Source organism: Kitasatospora sp. NPDC033851 (assembly GCF_055576085.1).
Genome location: NZ_JBVIRL010000001.1, coordinates 276,180 through 293,206, shown reverse-complemented (window position 1 = coordinate 293,206; position 17,027 = coordinate 276,180). Strand labels below are relative to the sequence as shown.

Annotated in this window: 14 protein-coding genes and 1 pseudogene; 9 read left to right on the top strand and 6 right to left on the bottom strand. The window is 73.0% G+C overall.

From position 1 onward, the window contains the following. Positions 1 to 323 precede the first annotated feature (323 nt). The 3 genes and pseudogenes from ACZ51D_RS01295 to ACZ51D_RS01285 form a co-directional block, all read right to left on the bottom strand. Entirely contained in the window at positions 324 to 1,076 is a 753-nt protein-coding gene (locus tag ACZ51D_RS01295; RefSeq protein ID WP_465660728.1) for an HAD-IC family P-type ATPase, read from the bottom strand. 46 nt (positions 1,077 to 1,122) lie between these two features. Next, positions 1,123 to 1,536, bottom strand: a pseudogene (locus ACZ51D_RS01290) (glycoside hydrolase family 65 protein); the annotation flags it as partial. A 676-nt stretch (positions 1,537 to 2,212) separates the two neighbouring features. Then, positions 2,213 to 2,962, bottom strand: coding sequence for a FadR/GntR family transcriptional regulator (locus ACZ51D_RS01285; RefSeq protein WP_465660727.1), 750 nt, complete (start codon positions 2,960 to 2,962; stop codon positions 2,213 to 2,215). Positions 2,963 to 3,176: 214 nt separating this feature from the next. Here ACZ51D_RS01285 and ACZ51D_RS01280 point away from each other — a divergent pair, with 214 nt between their 5' ends. The 5 genes from ACZ51D_RS01280 to ACZ51D_RS01260 are packed head-to-tail and all read left to right on the top strand — an operon-like array spanning position 3,177 to position 9,043. Further along, the gene (locus tag ACZ51D_RS01280) at positions 3,177 to 4,778 is read left to right on the top strand and encodes an amino acid permease (RefSeq protein WP_465614766.1); all 1,602 of its coding nucleotides are present in this window, start codon (positions 3,177 to 3,179) and stop codon (positions 4,776 to 4,778) included. Further along, a complete protein-coding gene (locus ACZ51D_RS01275) occupies positions 4,775 to 6,133 on the top strand; it encodes a glutamine synthetase family protein (RefSeq protein WP_465660725.1) in 1,359 nt (452 codons plus the stop codon). The genes ACZ51D_RS01280 and ACZ51D_RS01275 overlap by 4 nt, the downstream gene beginning before the upstream one ends. Beyond that, a complete protein-coding gene (locus tag ACZ51D_RS01270) occupies positions 6,130 to 6,900 on the top strand; it encodes a gamma-glutamyl-gamma-aminobutyrate hydrolase family protein (RefSeq protein WP_465660723.1) in 771 nt (256 codons plus the stop codon). Before ACZ51D_RS01275 ends, ACZ51D_RS01270 begins: the two co-directional genes overlap by 4 nt. Then, positions 6,897 to 8,270, top strand: a complete 1,374-nt coding sequence (locus tag ACZ51D_RS01265; protein WP_465614768.1) for an aldehyde dehydrogenase family protein — start codon at positions 6,897 to 6,899, stop codon at positions 8,268 to 8,270. The genes ACZ51D_RS01270 and ACZ51D_RS01265 overlap by 4 nt, the downstream gene beginning before the upstream one ends. Continuing rightward, the gene (locus ACZ51D_RS01260) at positions 8,267 to 9,043 is read left to right on the top strand and encodes a 3-oxoacyl-ACP reductase (RefSeq protein WP_465660721.1); all 777 of its coding nucleotides are present in this window, start codon (positions 8,267 to 8,269) and stop codon (positions 9,041 to 9,043) included. Before ACZ51D_RS01265 ends, ACZ51D_RS01260 begins: the two co-directional genes overlap by 4 nt. Positions 9,044 to 9,127: 84 nt before the next feature. Here the strand turns inward: ACZ51D_RS01260 and ACZ51D_RS01255 are convergent, their stop codons facing one another. Together ACZ51D_RS01255 and ACZ51D_RS01250 are read right to left on the bottom strand one after the other, a co-directional pair. Beyond that, complete coding sequence (locus tag ACZ51D_RS01255; RefSeq protein ID WP_465660720.1) at positions 9,128 to 10,342, bottom strand: saccharopine dehydrogenase family protein; 1,215 nt, start codon at positions 10,340 to 10,342, stop codon at positions 9,128 to 9,130. A gap of 179 nt (positions 10,343 to 10,521) precedes the next feature. Further along, complete coding sequence (locus ACZ51D_RS01250; RefSeq protein ID WP_465660718.1) at positions 10,522 to 10,947, bottom strand: hypothetical protein; 426 nt, start codon at positions 10,945 to 10,947, stop codon at positions 10,522 to 10,524. Between the two features lie 531 nt (positions 10,948 to 11,478). Here ACZ51D_RS01250 and ACZ51D_RS01245 point away from each other — a divergent pair. The 4 genes from ACZ51D_RS01245 (at position 11,479) to ACZ51D_RS01230 (ending at position 16,414) form a co-directional block, all read left to right on the top strand. Then, positions 11,479 to 12,159, top strand: coding sequence for a GOLPH3/VPS74 family protein (locus tag ACZ51D_RS01245; RefSeq protein ID WP_360501279.1), 681 nt, complete (start codon positions 11,479 to 11,481; stop codon positions 12,157 to 12,159). Between the two features lie 258 nt (positions 12,160 to 12,417). Continuing rightward, complete coding sequence (locus ACZ51D_RS01240) at positions 12,418 to 13,962, top strand: FMN-binding glutamate synthase family protein (RefSeq protein ID WP_360501282.1); 1,545 nt, start codon at positions 12,418 to 12,420, stop codon at positions 13,960 to 13,962. A 152-nt stretch (positions 13,963 to 14,114) separates the two neighbouring features. Continuing rightward, a complete protein-coding gene (locus ACZ51D_RS01235; protein ID WP_465660715.1) occupies positions 14,115 to 15,440 on the top strand; it encodes a preATP grasp domain-containing protein in 1,326 nt (441 codons plus the stop codon). Then, complete coding sequence (locus ACZ51D_RS01230; protein ID WP_465614775.1) at positions 15,437 to 16,414, top strand: quinone oxidoreductase family protein; 978 nt, start codon at positions 15,437 to 15,439, stop codon at positions 16,412 to 16,414. The genes ACZ51D_RS01235 and ACZ51D_RS01230 overlap by 4 nt, the downstream gene beginning before the upstream one ends. A 78-nt stretch (positions 16,415 to 16,492) precedes the next feature. On the opposite strand, the gene ACZ51D_RS01225 is transcribed toward ACZ51D_RS01230, so the two are convergent. Further along, entirely contained in the window at positions 16,493 to 17,023 is a 531-nt protein-coding gene (locus ACZ51D_RS01225; RefSeq protein ID WP_360501290.1) for a MaoC family dehydratase, read from the bottom strand. Positions 17,024 to 17,027: the final 4 nt, after the last annotated feature.

Here is a 17,027-nt window from a genome sequence, read left to right as displayed (position 1 = left end):
GCTTCCGGCCTTCAGGGCACCCTGCCCGGCCCGCCAACCTACCCGCTCACCCCTATCCTCCGAAGGGGCACCCGGCCCCGTTTGCACCAGCGATTGCCGATGCCTCGCCGTCGGGACTGGTCAGTGCGTCCCAGACAACCGGTTGTGTCGCGGCGCGCACGTTCACGGGTCTGATGGTGGTCGCGGTCCTATCGCGGGACTCCACTGTGGGACGGGCCGCGATGCCGACCTCGGGACCGCCACGTCGCCGCAGCTGCCCTGCTGGCAGGACAGGGCCATCGGCAGCTCGTACAGGTCGGTGACCCAGGGCGTTCGACATGGCGTCAGACCCCTTGCCTGCACAGCCGGGCTGTCGCGAACCCGACGACCCCGGCGGCCGCGGGTGCGATGAAGTCGCTCCAGGACAGCGGCACGGTGTCGAGCACGTCGCGGAGGAACGGCAGGTAGAGGGCGGCGGCCGCGAGCGCGCCGGAGGTGAGGACGGCCAGCGGGAGGAAGAGGTTCGCGCGGGTCAGCAGCCGTTCGCGCAGGCCCAGGACGACGCCGAGTTGGGCGGCCAGCAAGGCGAGAAACAGGACGGACTGCCACGGGCGGTCACCGCCGTGGGCCCAGAGCCCGGCGCCGAGAGCGGCCGCCGCGACGACGAAGCCCAGCAGCAGCACCCGCTGCCACACACCGGAACCCGGGATGTGCTGGTGTGGCGGGCGCGGGGGCCGGGTCATCGCGCCGGGGGAAACCGGCTCCGCGCCCATGGCGACACCGGTGAGGCCGTGGGTGAGCAGGTTGATCCAGAGGATCTGGCCCGCCCGCAACGGCAGTGCGAGGCCGAACAGCGGGCCGGCCAGCATCACCAGGATCTCGGCCGCGCCGCCGGACAGCCCGTACACGAGGAAACGGCGGACGTTGTCGTAGACCCGGCGGCCCTCCTCCACCGCGCCGACTACGGTGGCGAGTTCGTCGTCGGCGAGGACCAGGTCGGCAGCTTGGCGGGCGACCTCGGTGCCACGTCGGCCCATGGCCACGCCGATGTCCGCCTGCCGCAGGGCGGGGCCGTCGTTGACGCCGTCGCCGGTCATCGCGGTGACGGCGCCCTTGGCGCGCCAGGCCTGGACGATGTCGAGCCTGCCAGCGCTCCAGCTCCAGGTCGTCGAGGGCTAGGCGCTCGCGCAGTTCGTCGCGGCGGTAGCCGGGCAGGACGTCCAGGGCGTCCCGGGCGCGGCCCAGCACCCAGGAGGCCAGCACGTTGGTGTACGCGTTGTCGTCCACGCCCGGCCGGGTCTCCCACGGGTAGGCGTCGTGGTATTCGTCAGGGCCGAGCACCCCGTGGATCGACCAGCGCCTGCGGGCCCGGTCGTAGGTGGCAGCGGAGGACCAGAAGCGGGCGATCTCCAGCAGCATCTCGGCGCCGGCCGTGGCGAGGAAGTCCCGGTCCCCGGTGGCCTGGTAGTACTGCCAGATGTTGTACGCGACCGCTGAGCCGACATGCCGTTGGAGGTGGCTGTGATCCGGCAGCCAGCGGCCGGACAGCGGATTGAGGACCCGTCATGCGTGCCCCATCGATTGGCCCAGGATCAGGATGCAGTACTTCAACGCATCCGGAGGCGCAGTTCGTTGATGCGGACATCGGCCTGTAGCCCGGACATCGTCCGCCTGCGGTACCTTCCCCGCCCGCCGCAGCACCGGGACGGTGGACCCGCTCCGCCCACGCGCCACCAGGTCGGTCAGGACGTCGCTCACGGAAAGTCCGCGTTCCAGCGTGGCGGTGGCAACTGAGCTTTCCCCGGACTGGCCTCCAGGAGGATGTCGTCGTTGAGTACGGCGATTCCAACGGCCCGCGCGGCATCCGGTGTACATGGACTGGGCGGGCGGATCCGGGTCGAGGTCACGGCGGCGGGAGCAGCGACCACAGCAGCACCCGGCCGCCCGTCAGCTGCTTCGCCATGCGGAAGTTCAACGCCACGGACACCGTGCACGACTCTCTGCGGAGCCGGTGCGGGCGCCCGCCTCCCGCGACCGGCCCGACCGGGCGACAGCGACCTGCGGGTGATCCCCGACGGTAGGGGCGCGGCCGGGGTGCGGGTAATCGTCCGATCGTCCGGAGGACCCGGGCGGCGGTCAGGGGGCGGTCGGAGGAGTGACCAAGAGCGTCGGAGGAGTGACCAGCGGAGAGGGGTGGGCGGTCACGGCGGGCGTACGGAGAGGTCCGGCAGCCTCAGGCCAGGAAGCCCCGCAGCAGTGCGGCCGTCGCGGCGAGGTGTTCCTCGGTGGCGCGTCGGGCGGCGTCACCGTCGCCGGCGAGGATCGCCCGGACCATCGCCCGGTGCTGCTCGGCGGCGTGCTCGATGTTCCGGTCCAGCATGGGGATGGCGTTGAGCAGGTCGTTGAGGCGCATCCTGGCCTCGGCGATGGCCGCGGCGAGGGTGGGGGAGCCGGTGAGCTCGCCGATGGCGAGGTGGAAGCGCGAGTCCAGCTGACGGTACTGCTCGGGCGGGGCTCCCTCCAGGTCGGTCAGCCGGCTCTCCAGGCGGGCCCGCTGCTCGGGGGAGAGGGGGCGGCGGGCGGCCGCCTCGGCGGCGCCGATCTCCAGCACCTGGCGGTAGGTCAGCGCGTCCTCGAGCGCGCCGCCGAGGTCGCGGGCCGCGCGGCGCAGGTCGGCGACGTCCGGCGCCGGCATCCGGTAGGTGACGAAGGTGCCGCCGTACCGGCCGCGGCGGGGTTCGACGCAGCCGGTCTGCTGCAGTGTGCGGAGCGCTTCGCGCAGGGTCTCCCGGCTGACGCCGAGCCGGGTGGCGAGGTCCCGTTCGGCGGGCAGCCGGTCGCCGAGGCCGAAGACGCCGAGCTTGATCGCCTGGAGCAGCCGCTCGACGGTCTCCTCGAAGGCGTTGCCGGTCCGGACCGGGCGGAAGATCGCCCCGGCCTGCCAGTCGAGCCGCGCTCGCTCACGTGTTTCGTCCACGTCCACGCCGGAATCGTACCTACGACCGGGTTTCCCCGACTCGTTCCCCTGTCGCTCTTGACGCGGCCCCGGCCCAGCCGGAACGATGCTGCTCACCCACCCCAATGGACTGATTCCAGACCATTGAAGAGCCGTCCGACCGTCGAACCCGTCGGGGCGACCGGGCCACGCCGTCGTGGCCGCGTGCTCCCCGGCACACCCTCAACCCCCAGGGGTGCCCATGACCGACGCACGCTCACCCGACCAGCCTGCCCCCGAAAAGTTTCCGGAGAACACCGCCCCCGTTTCCGCCGCCGTTTCCGTCCCTGTTTCCACCTCCGTCTCCGACGACGAACAGCGACTGCGCGAGCTGGGCTACACCCAGGAGCTGGCCCGCTCGATGTCGGGCTTCTCCAACTTCGCCGTCTCCTTCTCCATCGTCTCGATCCTCTCCGGCTGCCTGACGCTGTACGGAACGGGAATGAAGACCGGGGGCCCGGCCCTGATCGTCTGGGGCTGGCCGGTGGTCGGCCTGCTCACGCTCTGCGTCGGGCTGGCGATGGCCGAGATCTGTTCCAGCTACCCGACGGCCGGCGGGCTCTACTACTGGTCCGCCAAACTGACCCGCAGCCGTGGCCCGGCCTGGAGCTGGTTCACCGGCTGGTTCAACTTCCTCGGCCAGGTCGCGGTGACCGCCAGCGTCGACTACGGCGCCGCCTTCTTCACCAACGCGTTCCTCACGCTCCGCTTCGGCGTCGAGGCGAGCCCCGCGCACACCATGGAGATCTTCGCCGTCATCCTGCTGGTGCACGGCCTGCTCAACACCTTCGGGGTGCGCCTGGTCGCGGTCCTCAACAGCGTGTCCGTGTGGTGGCACCTGGTGGGCGTCGCGATCATCGTCGGCGCGCTCACCGTGCTCCCCGACCGGCACGCCTCGGTCTCCTTCGTCCTCACCGAGTTCGTCAACCAGACCGGCTTCCACAACCAGTTCTACGTGGCGCTGCTCGGCCTGCTGATGGCCCAGTACACCCTCACCGGCTACGACGCCTCCGCGCACATGACCGAGGAGACCCGCGACGCCGCCCGCTCCGGCCCGCGCGGCATCGTCAACGCCATCACGGTCTCCCTGGTGGCGGGCTGGATCCTGCTGCTCGGCATCACCTTCGCGATCCGGGACTACGACGGCGCCCTCAACAGCGACACCCAGGTCCCGCCCGCGCAGATCTTCATCGACGCGATCGGCTCCGGCGGCGCCCAACTCCTGCTGCTCATCGTCATCGGCGCCCAGTTCTTCTGCGGCATGGCCTCCGTCACCGCCAACTCCCGCATGATCTACGCCTTCTCCCGCGACGGCGCGCTGCCCGGCTCCCGCCTGTGGCACCGCATCGACCCGCGCACCCAGACCCCGACCAACGCGGTCTGGCTGGCCACCGGCGGCGCGCTGCTGCTCGGGCTGCCCGCGCTCTGGAACACCACCGCCTACACCGCCGTGACCTCCATCTCCGTCATCGGTCTCTACATCTCCTACGTCATCCCGGTGTACCTGCGGCTGCGCCAGGGCGAGGACTTCCCGCGCGGCCCCTGGCACCTGGGCCGCTGGAGCCGGCCGATCGGCGTCGTCGCCGTCGCCTGGACCGCGGTGATCACCGTCCTGTTCATGCTCCCCACCGCCAGCCCGATCACCGCCGAGAGCTTCAACTACACCCCCGTCGCCGTGGCCGTCGTGGTCGGCTTCGCCGGCGTGTGGTGGCTGGCCTCCGCCCGGCACTGGTTCACCGGGCCCCACATCAACGCCACGCCGCCCGAACACGACGTCCCGGACACCGAACTGGAGACCCGATGACCACCCCCCGGCTCACCCTCGACGAGCTGCGCACCCGCGTCGCCGACGGGTCCGTCGACACCGTCGTGCTCGCCATGACCGACATGCAGGGGCGCCTCCAGGGCAAGCGCGTCGCCGCCGAGTACTTCCTCGACGACGTCGTGCCCGGCGCCGCGGAGGGCTGCGGCTACCTGCTGGCCGTCGACGTCGACATGAACACCGTCGACGGGTACGAGATCTCCTCCTGGGAGAACGGCTACGGCGACCTGACGCTGCGCCCCGACCTCGCCACCCTGCGGTCAATCCCCTGGCACCCCGCCACCGTCATGGTCCAGTGCGACATCGTCCACCACGACGGCACCCCGGTCGCCGTCTCCCCGCGTCAGGTCCTGCAACGCCAGCTCGACCGCCTGGCCGGCTACGGCTGGCAGACCCAGGCCGCCACCGAGCTGGAGTTCATCGTCTTCCGGGACAGCTACGAACAGGCCTGGGACAAGGACTACACCCGGCTCACCCCGGCCAACCAGTACAACGTGGACTACTCCATCCTCGGCACCGGCCGGATCGAGCCCCTGCTGCGCCGGCTCCGCAACGGCATGGCCGGCGCCGGCCTCACCGTCGAGTCCGCCAAGGGCGAATGCAACCTCGGCCAGCACGAGATCGCCTTCAAGTACGCCGACGCCCTCACCACCTGCGACAACCACGCCGTCTACAAGACCGGAGCCAAGGAGATCGCCGCCCAGGAGGGCTGCAGCCTCACCTTCATGGCGAAGTACGACGAACGCGAGGGCAACTCCTGCCACATCCACCTGAGCCTGCGCGACGAGCAGGGCGCCCCGGTGTTCGCCGGTGACCGTCCGCACGGCTTCTCCCGCACCATGGAGCACTTCCTCGCCGGACAGCTCGCCTGCCTGGCCGACTTCGCCCTGCTGTTCGCCCCCACCGTCAACTCCTACAAGCGCTACGTGCCCGGCAGCTTCGCGCCCACCGCCATCGCCTGGGGCCGCGACAACCGCACCTGCGCGCTGCGCGTGGTCGGCCACGGCCCGTCGCTGCGCTTCGAGAACCGCGTCCCCGGCGGCGACGTCAACCCGTACCTCGCGGTCGCCGCCCTGATCGCGGCCGGACTGCACGGTGTCGAGCAACAGCTCGAACTCGAACCGGAGTTCACCGGCAACGCGTACGCCTCCGCCGCGCCCCGGGTGCCCGCCACCCTGCGCGACGCGACAGACGCCTTCGAGCGCAGCGCGGTCGCCACCGAGGCCTTCGGCAAGGACGTCGTCCGGCACTACACCCACGCCGGACGCACCGAACTCGCCTCCTACGAGCGGGCGGTGACCGACTGGGAGCGGCGCCGCGGATTCGAGCGGCTGTGACGCGCGACGACGGCCGACGCCCGCTGATCGGCATCACCAGCTACCAGGACGACGCCGCCTGGTCCGTCTGGAACCAGCGCGCCTCCCTGGTGCCCCAGACGTACGTCGACGCGGTCGCGCGCGCGGGCGGCAGCCCGGTGCTGCTGCCGCCGCAACCCGGCGGGGCCGACCACCTGCTCGACGCCCTGGACGGGCTCGTCCTCGCCGGTGGACCGGACATCGACCCGGCCAGGTACGCGGCGGTGGCCGATCCGCGCACCGGCCCGCCCCACCACGCCCGCGACGACTGGGAGAGCCGGCTGCTCGGCGCCGCCCTGGCCCGGGACCTGCCGGTGCTCGGCGTCTGCCGCGGCATGCAGCTGCTCAACGTCGAACGCGGCGGCACCCTCCGCCAGCACCTGCCCGACGGCACCCACCAGATCGTCCCCGCCCGCTTCGTCCGCCACCGCGTCAGCCTGGTGGACGGCAGCCGGCTCGCCGCCGTCCTCGGGCCGACCGCCGAGGTCTCCTGCTACCACCACCAGGCCGTCGACCGGCTCGGCACCGGTCTGCGGGCCACCGCCTGGGCCACGGACGGCACCGTAGAGGCGCTCGAACTGGCCGGCCACCGCTTCGCGTTGGGTGTCCAGTGGCACCCCGAGACCGACCCCGACGACCTGCGCCTCTTCGAGGCCCTGCTCGCCGCCGGCCGGACCACCGCCGGCCGGACCACCGCCAGGACCACCGACAGCCGGACCACCGCCACGCACAGGGAGACAGCTCCATGACCGATCCGGACCTCTTCGAGGTCGTCAACCCCTCCACCGAGGAGGTGATCACCACCGTCGAACTGGCCGGCCTCGCCGAAACCGACGCCGCCGTCGCCCGCGCCCGCGCCGCCTTCGACACCTGGCGCCGGGTGGCCCCCGCCGACCGGGCCCGGCTGCTGCGCTCCTTCGCCGCCGCCGTCGACGCCGACCGCGAGCACCTCGCCGCACTGGAGGTCGCCAACGCCGGCCACACCATCGGCAACGCCCGCTGGGAGGCGGGCAACGCGCGGGACGTCATCGAGTACTACGCCGCCGCGCCCGAGCGGCTGTTCGGCCGGCAGATCCCCGTCGCCGGCGGCATCGACGTCACCTTCCAGGAACCGCTCGGCGTGGTCGGGGTCATCGTGCCGTGGAACTTCCCGATGCCGATCGCCGCCTGGGCCCTGGCCCCGGCCCTGGCCGCCGGCAACACCGTCATCGTCAAACCGGCCGAACTCACCCCGCTCACCGCCCTGCGCCTCGGCGAACTCGCCCTCGAAGCCGGGATCCCGGAAGGCGTGCTGCAGGTCCTGCCCGGCCGCGGACCGGTCGTCGGACAGCGCTTCGTCACCCACCCCGACGTGCGCAAGGTCGTGTTCACCGGCTCCACCCGGGTCGGCAAGGAGATCATGGCGGGCTGCGCCGCCCAGGTGAAACCCGTCACCCTCGAACTCGGCGGCAAGAGCGCCAACATCGTCTTCGCCGACGCGGACCTCGCCAAAGCCGCCGCGACGGCGCCCTACGCGGTCTTCGACAACGCCGGCCAGGACTGCTGCGCCCGCTCCCGGATCCTGGTCGAAGCATCCGTCTTCGAGGACTTCCTGGCGCTCCTGGAGCCGGCCGTCCGCGGGGTGCGGGTCGGTGACCCGACCGACGAGAAGACCGAGATGGGCCCGCTGATCTCCGCCGCCCACCGGGCGCGGGTCGCCTCCTACGTTCCGGACGGGTCGGCCGTCGCCTTCCGCGGCAGCGCCCCCGACGGGCCCGGCTTCTGGTACCCGCCGACCGTGCTCGCGCCCGTGCGGCACGACGACCGGGCCTTCACCGAGGAGATCTTCGGCCCGGTCGTCGCGGTCGTCCCGTTCAGCGACGAACAGGACGCCCTGCGCATCGCCAACGCCGGCGAGTACGGGCTGTCCGGCTCCATCTGGACCAGGGACGTCGGGCGCGCGCTGCGGGTCTCCCGCGGCGTCGACGCCGGCAACCTCTCCGTCAACTCGCACTCCTCGGTGCGCTACACCACGCCGTTCGGCGGATTCAAGCAGTCCGGCCTCGGCCGCGAGCTCGGCCCCGACGCCCTCGACGCCTTCACCCAGACCAAGAACGTCTTCATCTCCACGGAGGAATGATCAGCATGACCCAGCGACTCGACGGCCGCGTGGCCGTCATCACCGGCGCGGGCAGCGGCATCGGCCTGGCGACCGCCCGCCGCTTCGCCGCCGAGGGCGCCAAGGTGGTCTGCGTCGACCTCGACGCCGAGACCGGCGCCAAGGCCGCGAACGAGGTCGGCGGCCTGTTCATCCAGGCCGACGTCACCGACGAGGACGCGGTGCGCGACCTCTTCCAGCGGGCCGTCGACGAGTACGGCCGGCTCGACATCACCTTCAACAACGCGGGCATCTCCCCGCCGGACGACGACTCCATCCTCACCACCGGCCTGGACGCCTGGAAGCGGGTCCAGGAGGTCAACCTGACCAGCGTCTACCTGTGCTGCAAGTACGCGATCCCGCACATGCAGCGCCAGGGCAAGGGCTCGATCATCAACACCGCGTCGTTCGTCGCCGTGATGGGCGCGGCCACCTCGCAGATCTCCTACAGCGCCTCCAAGGGCGGCGTGCTGGCCATGTCCCGCGAGCTGGGCGTGCAGTTCGCCCGCGAGGGCATCCGGGTCAACGCACTCTGCCCCGGCCCGGTGAACACCCCGTTGCTGCAGGAACTGTTCGCCAAGGACCCGGAGCGGGCCGCCCGCCGACTGGTCCACATCCCGCTCGGCCGCTTCGCCGAGCCCGAGGAGATCGCCGCCGCGGTGGCCTTCCTCGCCTCCGACGACTCCTCCTTCATGACCGCCAACACCTTCCTCGTCGACGGCGGCATCTCCGGCGCCTACGTGACCCCGCAGTAGCGGCGGCCACCCCCCCGGAGGATGCCGACGGCTCGCCCGCCCCGCGACAGGGGCGGGCGAGCCGTCGGCGTGCCGCGGCGGCCGCTACCGGCCGGGGGCGGCCGCCGGCGGGGTGTCCAGCACCCGGAAGGAGATGCCCGCCGCGATCAGCCGGTCGATCAGCGGCCGACCCATCGCCACCGCGGTGGTCAGCTGCCCCGCCACGGGCGGCAGGTCGTCGTAGGCCAGGCAGAGCGCCGCCTCGGCCAGCATCTTCGCGGTCTCCTGGTAGCCGGGGTCGCCCCCGGACACCTCGGTGAGGACCGTGGGCCCGCCCTGCGCCCGCGCCACGAACCGGACGGCGAACCAGGACCGTGCCCGCTGCTCCGCACTCGGCCCGTCGCCGGGCTTGCGCAGCCGTCCCAGGGCCCGGCGCAGCAGCGGCAGCTGCGCGGCGAGGGCGATCGCCGCCACCGCGGCGACACCGCCGAGGGCGATCGGCAGCCGTCGCACCGCCGCGTAGTGGGTGTAGCCGAAGTCCGGGCCGTACTCCTCCAGCGCGGCGGCCGAGCGGGACACCACCTGCGGGTCGATCGAGGGCATCGGCACCGCCCAGGCCCTTGCCGCCCGCGACCGGTGCGGCCGGCCGACCGGGGTGCGGACCAGCCGTCCCTTCGGCCGGGGCTCCGCCGCGCGGCGCGCCCGGGCGGCGCGGGCCATCGCCCGCGGTCGGGAGAAGGCCGTCATCGCGGAGGCGAAGGTGCCGCCGGAGACGGTGCCGCCGGCGCGGACGAACCCCTCGACGGAGACCCGGGCCGCCGGGCCGCCGCGGCGCAGCAGTTCCTCGACGGTGAACAGTACGCCGAGGTCGTGCGGGACCGAGTCGAAGCCGCAGGCGTGCACCAGGCGAGCGCCGGTGGCCACCGCCCGCTCGTGGTGCCGGAGGTACATCCGGTCGACGAACTCGGGCTCGCCGGTGAGGTCCACGTAGTCGGTGCCGCTGTCCGCGCAGGCTGCCACCAGCGGCTCGCCGTGCCGCAGGTACGGGCCGACCGTGGACACCACCACCCGGGCGTCGGCGGCCACGGCGCGCAGCGCCTCGCGGTCCGCGGCGTCCGCGATCAGCAGGGGGAGGTCGGCGCAGCTCGGGTCGATCCGGGCCAGCCTCGTCAGGACGGCGGCGAGCCGGCCTTCGTCCCGTCCGGCGAGTGCCCAGCGGCAGCCCTCGGGCGCGGTCCGGGCCAGGTACTCGGCGGTGAGCCCGCCGGTGAACCCGGTGGCACCGAACAGGACGAGGTCGTACGGGCGCGGCTCGGCCATCAGCAGTCCCTACTCGCGGGTAATCGACTGCGCCACGCTAGGAGCCTGCTGTGGCACTGTCAACGGTTCGTCCCCGGGCCGTCGGACGACCTCGGTACAACAGCCGGCCGGGTCGTGAGCGTCGAAGGGCCGCGTCGGCCCGCATCGGCTCGGCGGGCCTGACGAACGGTGCCTCGTGCTCACGTGCACCAGAACAGGAGACGGGTACAGCCCGGTGTGGTTGCCGGGTCGGTCGGGTGCCGGGTGGCGGAGGTCGGCGGGACGGGGCCGGTGTTCGGTCTGGTCGTGCTCGGGGCGGGTGCCGAGGGCGGGTCCGCCGGAAGAGGGGCGCCGGGGGACGGGGGCGGGCCCGAGGGGGACGCCGTGGCCGGGGTCGGGCTGCCGGACGGCTTGGGCCGGGTGGTGGTGGCGGACGGCTGCGGGCGGGCTGCGGCCGTGGCGGTGGCCGGGGCCGGTGAGGCCGACGTACCGGGGACGGCCGGGGCGCTCTGCGAGGGTGACTCGGCGCCCGCGGAGGCCGGGGCCACCGCACCGTCCGAGTTGCCGCCGGTCAGCAGGACGGTGGCCAGTCCACAGACGACCACCCCGGCCGTCGACACGGCCACGACCGTGCTCCGCGGCCGACCGGCCCGCCGCCGGGCCGACCGCGCTGCCGACCGGCGTGGCGGTGCGGACGCGGTGGCGGAGATTTCGCTCGGTCGCGCGGACCGGTGGTGAGCGGCCTCCCCGGTCGCGGGCTCGGCGGCCCGGCCGCATCCGGGGCAGGAGAGCGCGCCGTTGAGGTGGCGTTGGCAGGGCGTGCAGTAACTCATGGGATCTTTCCGTAGGTGCGCGTGACCGGGATCCCGGCGGTGACTGCCACGCCGCCCGAAGGCCGGGCCGGATGGGATGCGAGCGTACGCAGATCGGACCGGTTCGCGACACCCGGCCGGCGCGAGGCTTCTGCGCGGGTCGGGTGTCGTTCGTGTGACGGTTCGGTCGAGCCGTCGGCGCAGCGGCAACAGCACCCGCCGGGGAGCGGACCCGACCGGGGAACCGGGCCGCGGGTGCGGGCGTTGCTGGCTGAGGACACCCGGGCGGGGCTGCTGGTCGGCGCGCTGGGGGGTGGCCGATCCGAACAGGGAAAGGAACTGCACATGCACGTCACCCTCGCCGAGGAGCTGATGCTGCTCTCACTGGACGACGAGTCCGGTGTGGCGAAGGACAGTTCGAGCGCCGGATGGGCGGTGGCGGGAGGCCTCCTCGCCGACCTCGCACTGGCCGGCCGGGTCGCGCTCGACGAAGGCCGGCTCAGCGTCACCGACCACACCCCGACCGGCGACCCGCTGCTCGACGGGCGGCTGGAGCGGCTCACCGAGTGGGTCGCGCGCAAGGCTCCCGGCAAGGCGAAGGCGGCGGACTGGCTGACCAAGGACCACCCCACGGCGGTCCGTGCCACCGTGGAGCGGCTGTGCGAGCGCGGCCTGGTCGTCGAGGAGCGCCACCGGGTCCTCGGCCTCTTCCCGGTCCGACGCTATCCGGAGGCGGACGGCTCGGTCGAGCGTGAGCTCCGCGAGCGGCTCGCGGCCGTGATCCGCCATCACGGGACGCCCGACATCCGCACCGCGACCCTGATAGCGCTCCTGCACGCCGCCCGGTTGCACGGTCTGGCCTTCCCCGACCTCCCCCGCGCGCGGGTCGAGCTGCGCTTCTCGGAGATCGCCGCGGGCGACTGGGCGGGGGAGTCCGTCACCCAGGCGATCCGGAACATGCGCGTCGCGGTCGCGGCCATCACGGCCGTGAGCGTTGCCACGGCCGCCACGGCGGCCGTCAGCTGACAGCCGGCGGTCCCGGGCCCGCCTCCGCGTGGGCGCGGGACCGCCTGCGAGCGGGCCCGGCCCGGGGCCTCCTCGGCAAGGCCGACCTCCCGGATCAGCCCCCTGGCCGCACGCCCGTTCGGGGGGCCTCCTAGCATCGTGTCGCATTCTTCGACGGACACCGCTGCCCGCATGGCCGGGTGCCCGCCGTCCACCACCCGGCACGACACCTCGACTCCACCGCACGGCGATGGAGTCGGGCATCGAGGAGGAACCTTCATGCAAGCCCGGAAGATCGGCGCGGCCGCGGTAACCGCGGTGGCGGTTCTGGCGGCCCGCGACCTCCTCCAGAAGAGGCACGCGCTGCTCCGGAACTTCCCGGTGGTCGGGCACGCCCGGTACCTGCTGGAGACGATCGGGCCGGAGCTGCGGCAGTACATCGTGACCTCCAACGAGGAGGAGCGCCCGTTCAGCCGCGACCAGCGCACCTGGATCTACGCGTCGGCGAAGGAGGAGAACAACTACTCCGGGTTCGGAACCGAGGTCGACGTCGAGCACGTCCAGGGGCACGCCTACCTGAAGCAGCGCACCTTCGCCGGCGCACTGCCCGATGCGCACGACCCGCTGGCTCCCCTGCCCTCGGCCAAGGTGCTGGGCGGGCCGCGCGGGCGCGCCAAGGCATTCCGGCCGGCCAGCGTGGTGAACATCTCGGCGATGAGCTTCGGATCGCTCTCCGGCGCGGCCATCTCGGCGCTCAACAAGGGGGCGGCGCTGGCCGGCGCGATGCACAACACGGGCGAGGGCGGCCTCTCGCCGTACCACCGCAACGGTGGCGACCTCGTCCTCCAGCTCGGCACGTCGTACTTCGGCTGCCGCAACGAGGACGGCAGCTTCAACCTCGACAAGCTCAAGGACGTGGTCGCCGGTGCGCCCGTCAGGGCGATAGAGATCAAGCTCTCCCAGGGCGCCAAGCCCGGGTTGGGCGGAATGCTGCCGGGCGCGAAGGTGACCCCGGAGATCGCCGCGATCCGCGGCATCCCGGTCGGCGAGGACTGTGCCTCCCCGTCGCGGCACACCGCGTTCGGCGACGTCGACTCGATGCTCGACTTCGTCGAGTTGCTCGCCACCGAGACCGGTGTGCCGGTCGGGATCAAGAGCGCGGTGGGCGAGATGGGCTTCTGGCATGAGCTGGCCACCCTGATGGCACGTGGGGACCGCGGGGTCGACTTCGTCACGATCGACGGCGGTGAGGGCGGCACCGGGGCGGCGCCGCGGATGTTCGCCGACTCGGTGTCGCTGCCGTTCCGGATGGGCTTCTCCCGGGTCTACGGCACCTTCGCCGAGCTGGGGCTGACCGACGACCTGACCTTCATCGGCTCCGGCAAGCTCGGCCTGCCCGAGAACGCCGCGGTCGCCTTCGCCCTGGGCGTCGACATGATCAACGTGGCCCGCGAGGCGATGCTGTCGATCGGCTGCATCCAGGCGCAGAAGTGTCACACCGACAAGTGCCCCACCGGCATCGCCACCCAGAACCCGTGGCTGGCCCGCGGCCTCGACCCGGCGTCGAAGGCCACCCGGGCGGCCGTCTACCTGCGCACCCTGCGCAGGGAGCTGGCGAAGGTGTCGGCAGCCGTCGGCGTCGCCCACCCGGCACTCATCACGGCCGACGACGTCGAGATCATGAACGGCGACTACGAGGCCCGCAGCCTGGCCGGCGTCTACGGCTACAAGGAGGGCTGGGGCGAACTCGGACCGCACCTCGCCGAGGAGATCACGGCACTTCTCACCACCAAGCCGACCTCCGCCCGGGAGCCGGCCGTCTGATCCGCCGACCGAGGCGGTTGTTCGGCGTTTTGTTCAATGACCGAGGGCCGAACCAGAACAATCCCGGTGCGCTACACCAGTAGCGCACGCCACACCCGTGCCGTGCGTGGACCAGGGCCGCAACAGCGCCGAACCCCGGGAGAGTTCACCAGATGACGACGCTCTGCATCGCGAACAACCGCACCGAGGAGATGGTCGGGGACCTCACCGGGATGGAGCCGCTGGAGCAGCGGTTCGCCGGGTGCGGGGCGCAGCGGATGCTCTGGTGGGCCGAGGACGGCGACGTCCTGGTGCTGCCCTGGGGCCCCGACCCGGAGTACCTGGCGTACGTCACCGGGCTGACCGGCGTGCGGGCCGACAGCCTGACCTTCGTGGTGCCGCCGCCGGGCGCCCAGGGCGACCAGGTGCTCACCACCGACCGCCTGGTCGACCCGGACTTCCGCGCGCAGCTGCGCCGCGCCCTGGCCGGGCGCACCGTCGACGAGGTGCTGGCCATCTCGCCGAACGGCGCGGTGGCCGAACTGGCGGACGCGCTCGGCCTGGCGCACGCCATGCCCGGCCACCCCTTCGCCGCGCAGGGCGGCAACGCCCTGGTCAACAGCAAGGCGGGTTTCCGGGCGCTGGCCGCCGGTGCCGGGGTGCCGATCCCGCCCGGGAGGGTGGCCGGCTCGCCCGCGGAGGTCGAGGCCGCCATCGAGCACCTGCTCGCGCAGGGGCACAGCGTGATGGTCAAGGTCGAGTACCAGGCCGGTGGCTTCGGCAACGAGATCCTCTCCCGGGACGAGCAGGTCGACGCGGTCGGCGCCGAACGGGTCGTACCGCTGCCGGACCGGGCGGCGGTGGCCGCGTACGTGGCCGAGCGGTGGACCTGGCTGACCGGCGGGCGCGGCCAACGGGTGGTGGTGGAGCGGTACTTCGCCGACTCCGCGCCGCTGTACGCCCAGTTCCTCATCGACGACACGGCCGTGGTGCTCTCCGGCTGCGGCGAGATGGTCATGCGGCCGGTGGTGATCGGCGAGATCACCCCGCCGGTCACCCCGGACTCCGACGTCCTGGCCGAACTCGTCGCCCAGGGCGCCAGGCTGTCCGAGGCACTGCGGGTGATCGGCTACCGGGGCACGGTCAGCGCCGACGCCGTGCTGACCCCCAAGGGCGAGATCTACTTCCACGAGACCAACGGTCGGCTCACCGGCTCCAGCCACCTGCACGACGCCTACTTCGGCCGCCTGCTGCGCGCGGAACACCGCGACTCGCGCTACATCCTGGAGCTCGCCGGCCTCACGGTGCCGTCCTTCGCGCAGGCCGTGGCGGCGATCGACACGGCCGGGCTGGCCTTCGACCCGCAGACCGGCACCGGCGTGCTGTACAGCTGCGACTTCGCGCCCGCCGACGGCTCGGTGATGTACTGCGTGATCGCCGAGAGCCCGGAGGCCACCCGCGCCCTGGAGAGCGCGCTGCTCGCGCTCTTCGCCGGATGACACCCGACACGGCCGTGAGCGGGATGCGTGCGGCGGTGATCCACCGCTACGGCGGGCCGGAGGAGTTCCGCACCGAGACGGTGCCCGAGCCCGTGGCCGGCCCTGACCAGGTGCTGATCGACGTCACCCTGGCCGGGCTCAACTACGCGGACCTGCACTGCCGCACCGGCGAGTACGCGCGCTACCCGCTGCCGGCGGTGCTCGGCGCCGACGTGGTCGGGCGGCGGCGCGGGGACGGGCGGCGGGTCGCCGCGCTGCTGCGCACCGGAGGCGGGTACGCCCAGGTCGCCCGCGCCGAGACGGCGTACACGGTGGAGGTGCCGGACGGCGTGGACGACGAGCAGGCGCTCGCCCTGCTGGAGCAGGGGGCGACGGCCTACGGCGCGCTGACCCTGGCGGGGCGGCTGCGGCCGGGCGAGACCGTCGCGGTGACCTCTGCCGCCGGTGGGGTCGGACACCTGGCGGTGCAGCTGGCGCGGGAGTCGGGCGCGGGCCGGGTGATCGCCCTGGCCTCCACCCCGGCGAAGCGGGAGTTCGCGCGCTCGCTGGGAGCCGATGAGGTCATCGACCCCGAGGATCCCGACCTGGCCGAGCGGATCGGCGGGTCGGGCGGGGTGGACCTGTTCGTGGACCTGGTCGGCGGCCGGGTGCTGCGCGCCGGGCTGGCCGCACTGGCGCCGTTCGGGCGGCTGCTGTCGGTCGGGGCCCGGGGCGGACCGGAGGAGAGCTTCTCGGTGGACGAGCTGGCCGACCGCTCGGCGGGACTGCTGGGCTTCTGGCTCCAGCACGTCCTGGCGGACCGGGTGCTGTTCGCCGGCATCGCCGAGCGCCTGTTCCGACTCGCCGCCGAGGGACGGCTGGTGGCGCGGATCGACCGGACCGTACCGCTGTCCGGGGTGGCCGGGGCGCACCGGGCGCTGGCCGCGCGGGAGACCATGGGCAAGCTGCTGGTGGACGTCCGCCGCGAGGAGTGAGCCCGCGAACAGGGCGCCGGGAGGACCGAGCGGTGTGCGCACCGGGCCCGACAGCGGACTGTCGGGCCCGGTGACCGGTCAGTACCCGGCGACCTCGTCCAGGCCGTGGCCGCGCAGCGGGACGAGGAAGCTGCGTTCGAACACCACCACGGCCTCGCCGGTGGACTTCGTCCCGGTGGTGCGGCAGCTCACGATGCCCTGCCCGGCGCGGCTCTTGGACAGCCGCTTGGCGAGGGTCTCGGTCTCCGCGTAGAGGGTGTCGCCGGTGAACACCGGGTGCGTCATCCGGATGTTCTCCCAGCCCAGGTTGGCGATGGTGCGCCCGCTGGTGGAGCGGGCCGTCATCCCGCCGACGATGCTGAGCGTCACCAGGCTGGAGACGATCGGCCGTCCCCAGGGGGTGTGCGCGCTGTAGGCGGCGTCGATGTGCAGCGGGGCGTCGTTCATGCTCAGCATGCTCATCAGCACGTTGTCGAGCTCGGTGACGGTCCGCCCGGGGCGGTGCTCGACCACCTCGCCGACCTCGAACTCCTCGTAGTAGCGCCCGACCACCTCGCGGTAGCGGCGCTCGCCGATCCGCCGGTAGCCGGCGGGTTCGGTTCCTTCCATGGTG

Excerpts from the sequence above, each read along its gene's own strand:
- ACZ51D_RS01225 (WP_360501290.1), bottom strand. The coding sequence starts at position 17,023 with ATGGAAGGAACCGAACCCGCCGGCTACCGGCGGATCGGCGAGCGCCGC.
- ACZ51D_RS01260 (WP_465660721.1), top strand. The coding sequence starts at position 8,267 with ATGATCAGCATGACCCAGCGACTCGACGGCCGCGTGGCCGTCATCACC.
- ACZ51D_RS01240 (WP_360501282.1), top strand. The coding sequence starts at position 12,418 with ATGCAAGCCCGGAAGATCGGCGCGGCCGCGGTAACCGCGGTGGCGGTT.
- ACZ51D_RS01235 (WP_465660715.1), top strand. The coding sequence starts at position 14,115 with ATGACGACGCTCTGCATCGCGAACAACCGCACCGAGGAGATGGTCGGG.
- ACZ51D_RS01230 (WP_465614775.1), top strand. The coding sequence starts at position 15,437 with ATGACACCCGACACGGCCGTGAGCGGGATGCGTGCGGCGGTGATCCAC.
- ACZ51D_RS01265 (WP_465614768.1), top strand. The coding sequence starts at position 6,897 with ATGACCGATCCGGACCTCTTCGAGGTCGTCAACCCCTCCACCGAGGAG.
- ACZ51D_RS01295 (WP_465660728.1), bottom strand. The coding sequence starts at position 1,076 with ATGACCGGCGACGGCGTCAACGACGGCCCCGCCCTGCGGCAGGCGGAC.
- ACZ51D_RS01280 (WP_465614766.1), top strand. The coding sequence starts at position 3,177 with ATGACCGACGCACGCTCACCCGACCAGCCTGCCCCCGAAAAGTTTCCG.
- ACZ51D_RS01245 (WP_360501279.1), top strand. The coding sequence starts at position 11,479 with ATGCACGTCACCCTCGCCGAGGAGCTGATGCTGCTCTCACTGGACGAC.
- ACZ51D_RS01275 (WP_465660725.1), top strand. The coding sequence starts at position 4,775 with ATGACCACCCCCCGGCTCACCCTCGACGAGCTGCGCACCCGCGTCGCC.
- ACZ51D_RS01255 (WP_465660720.1), bottom strand. The coding sequence starts at position 10,342 with ATGGCCGAGCCGCGCCCGTACGACCTCGTCCTGTTCGGTGCCACCGGG.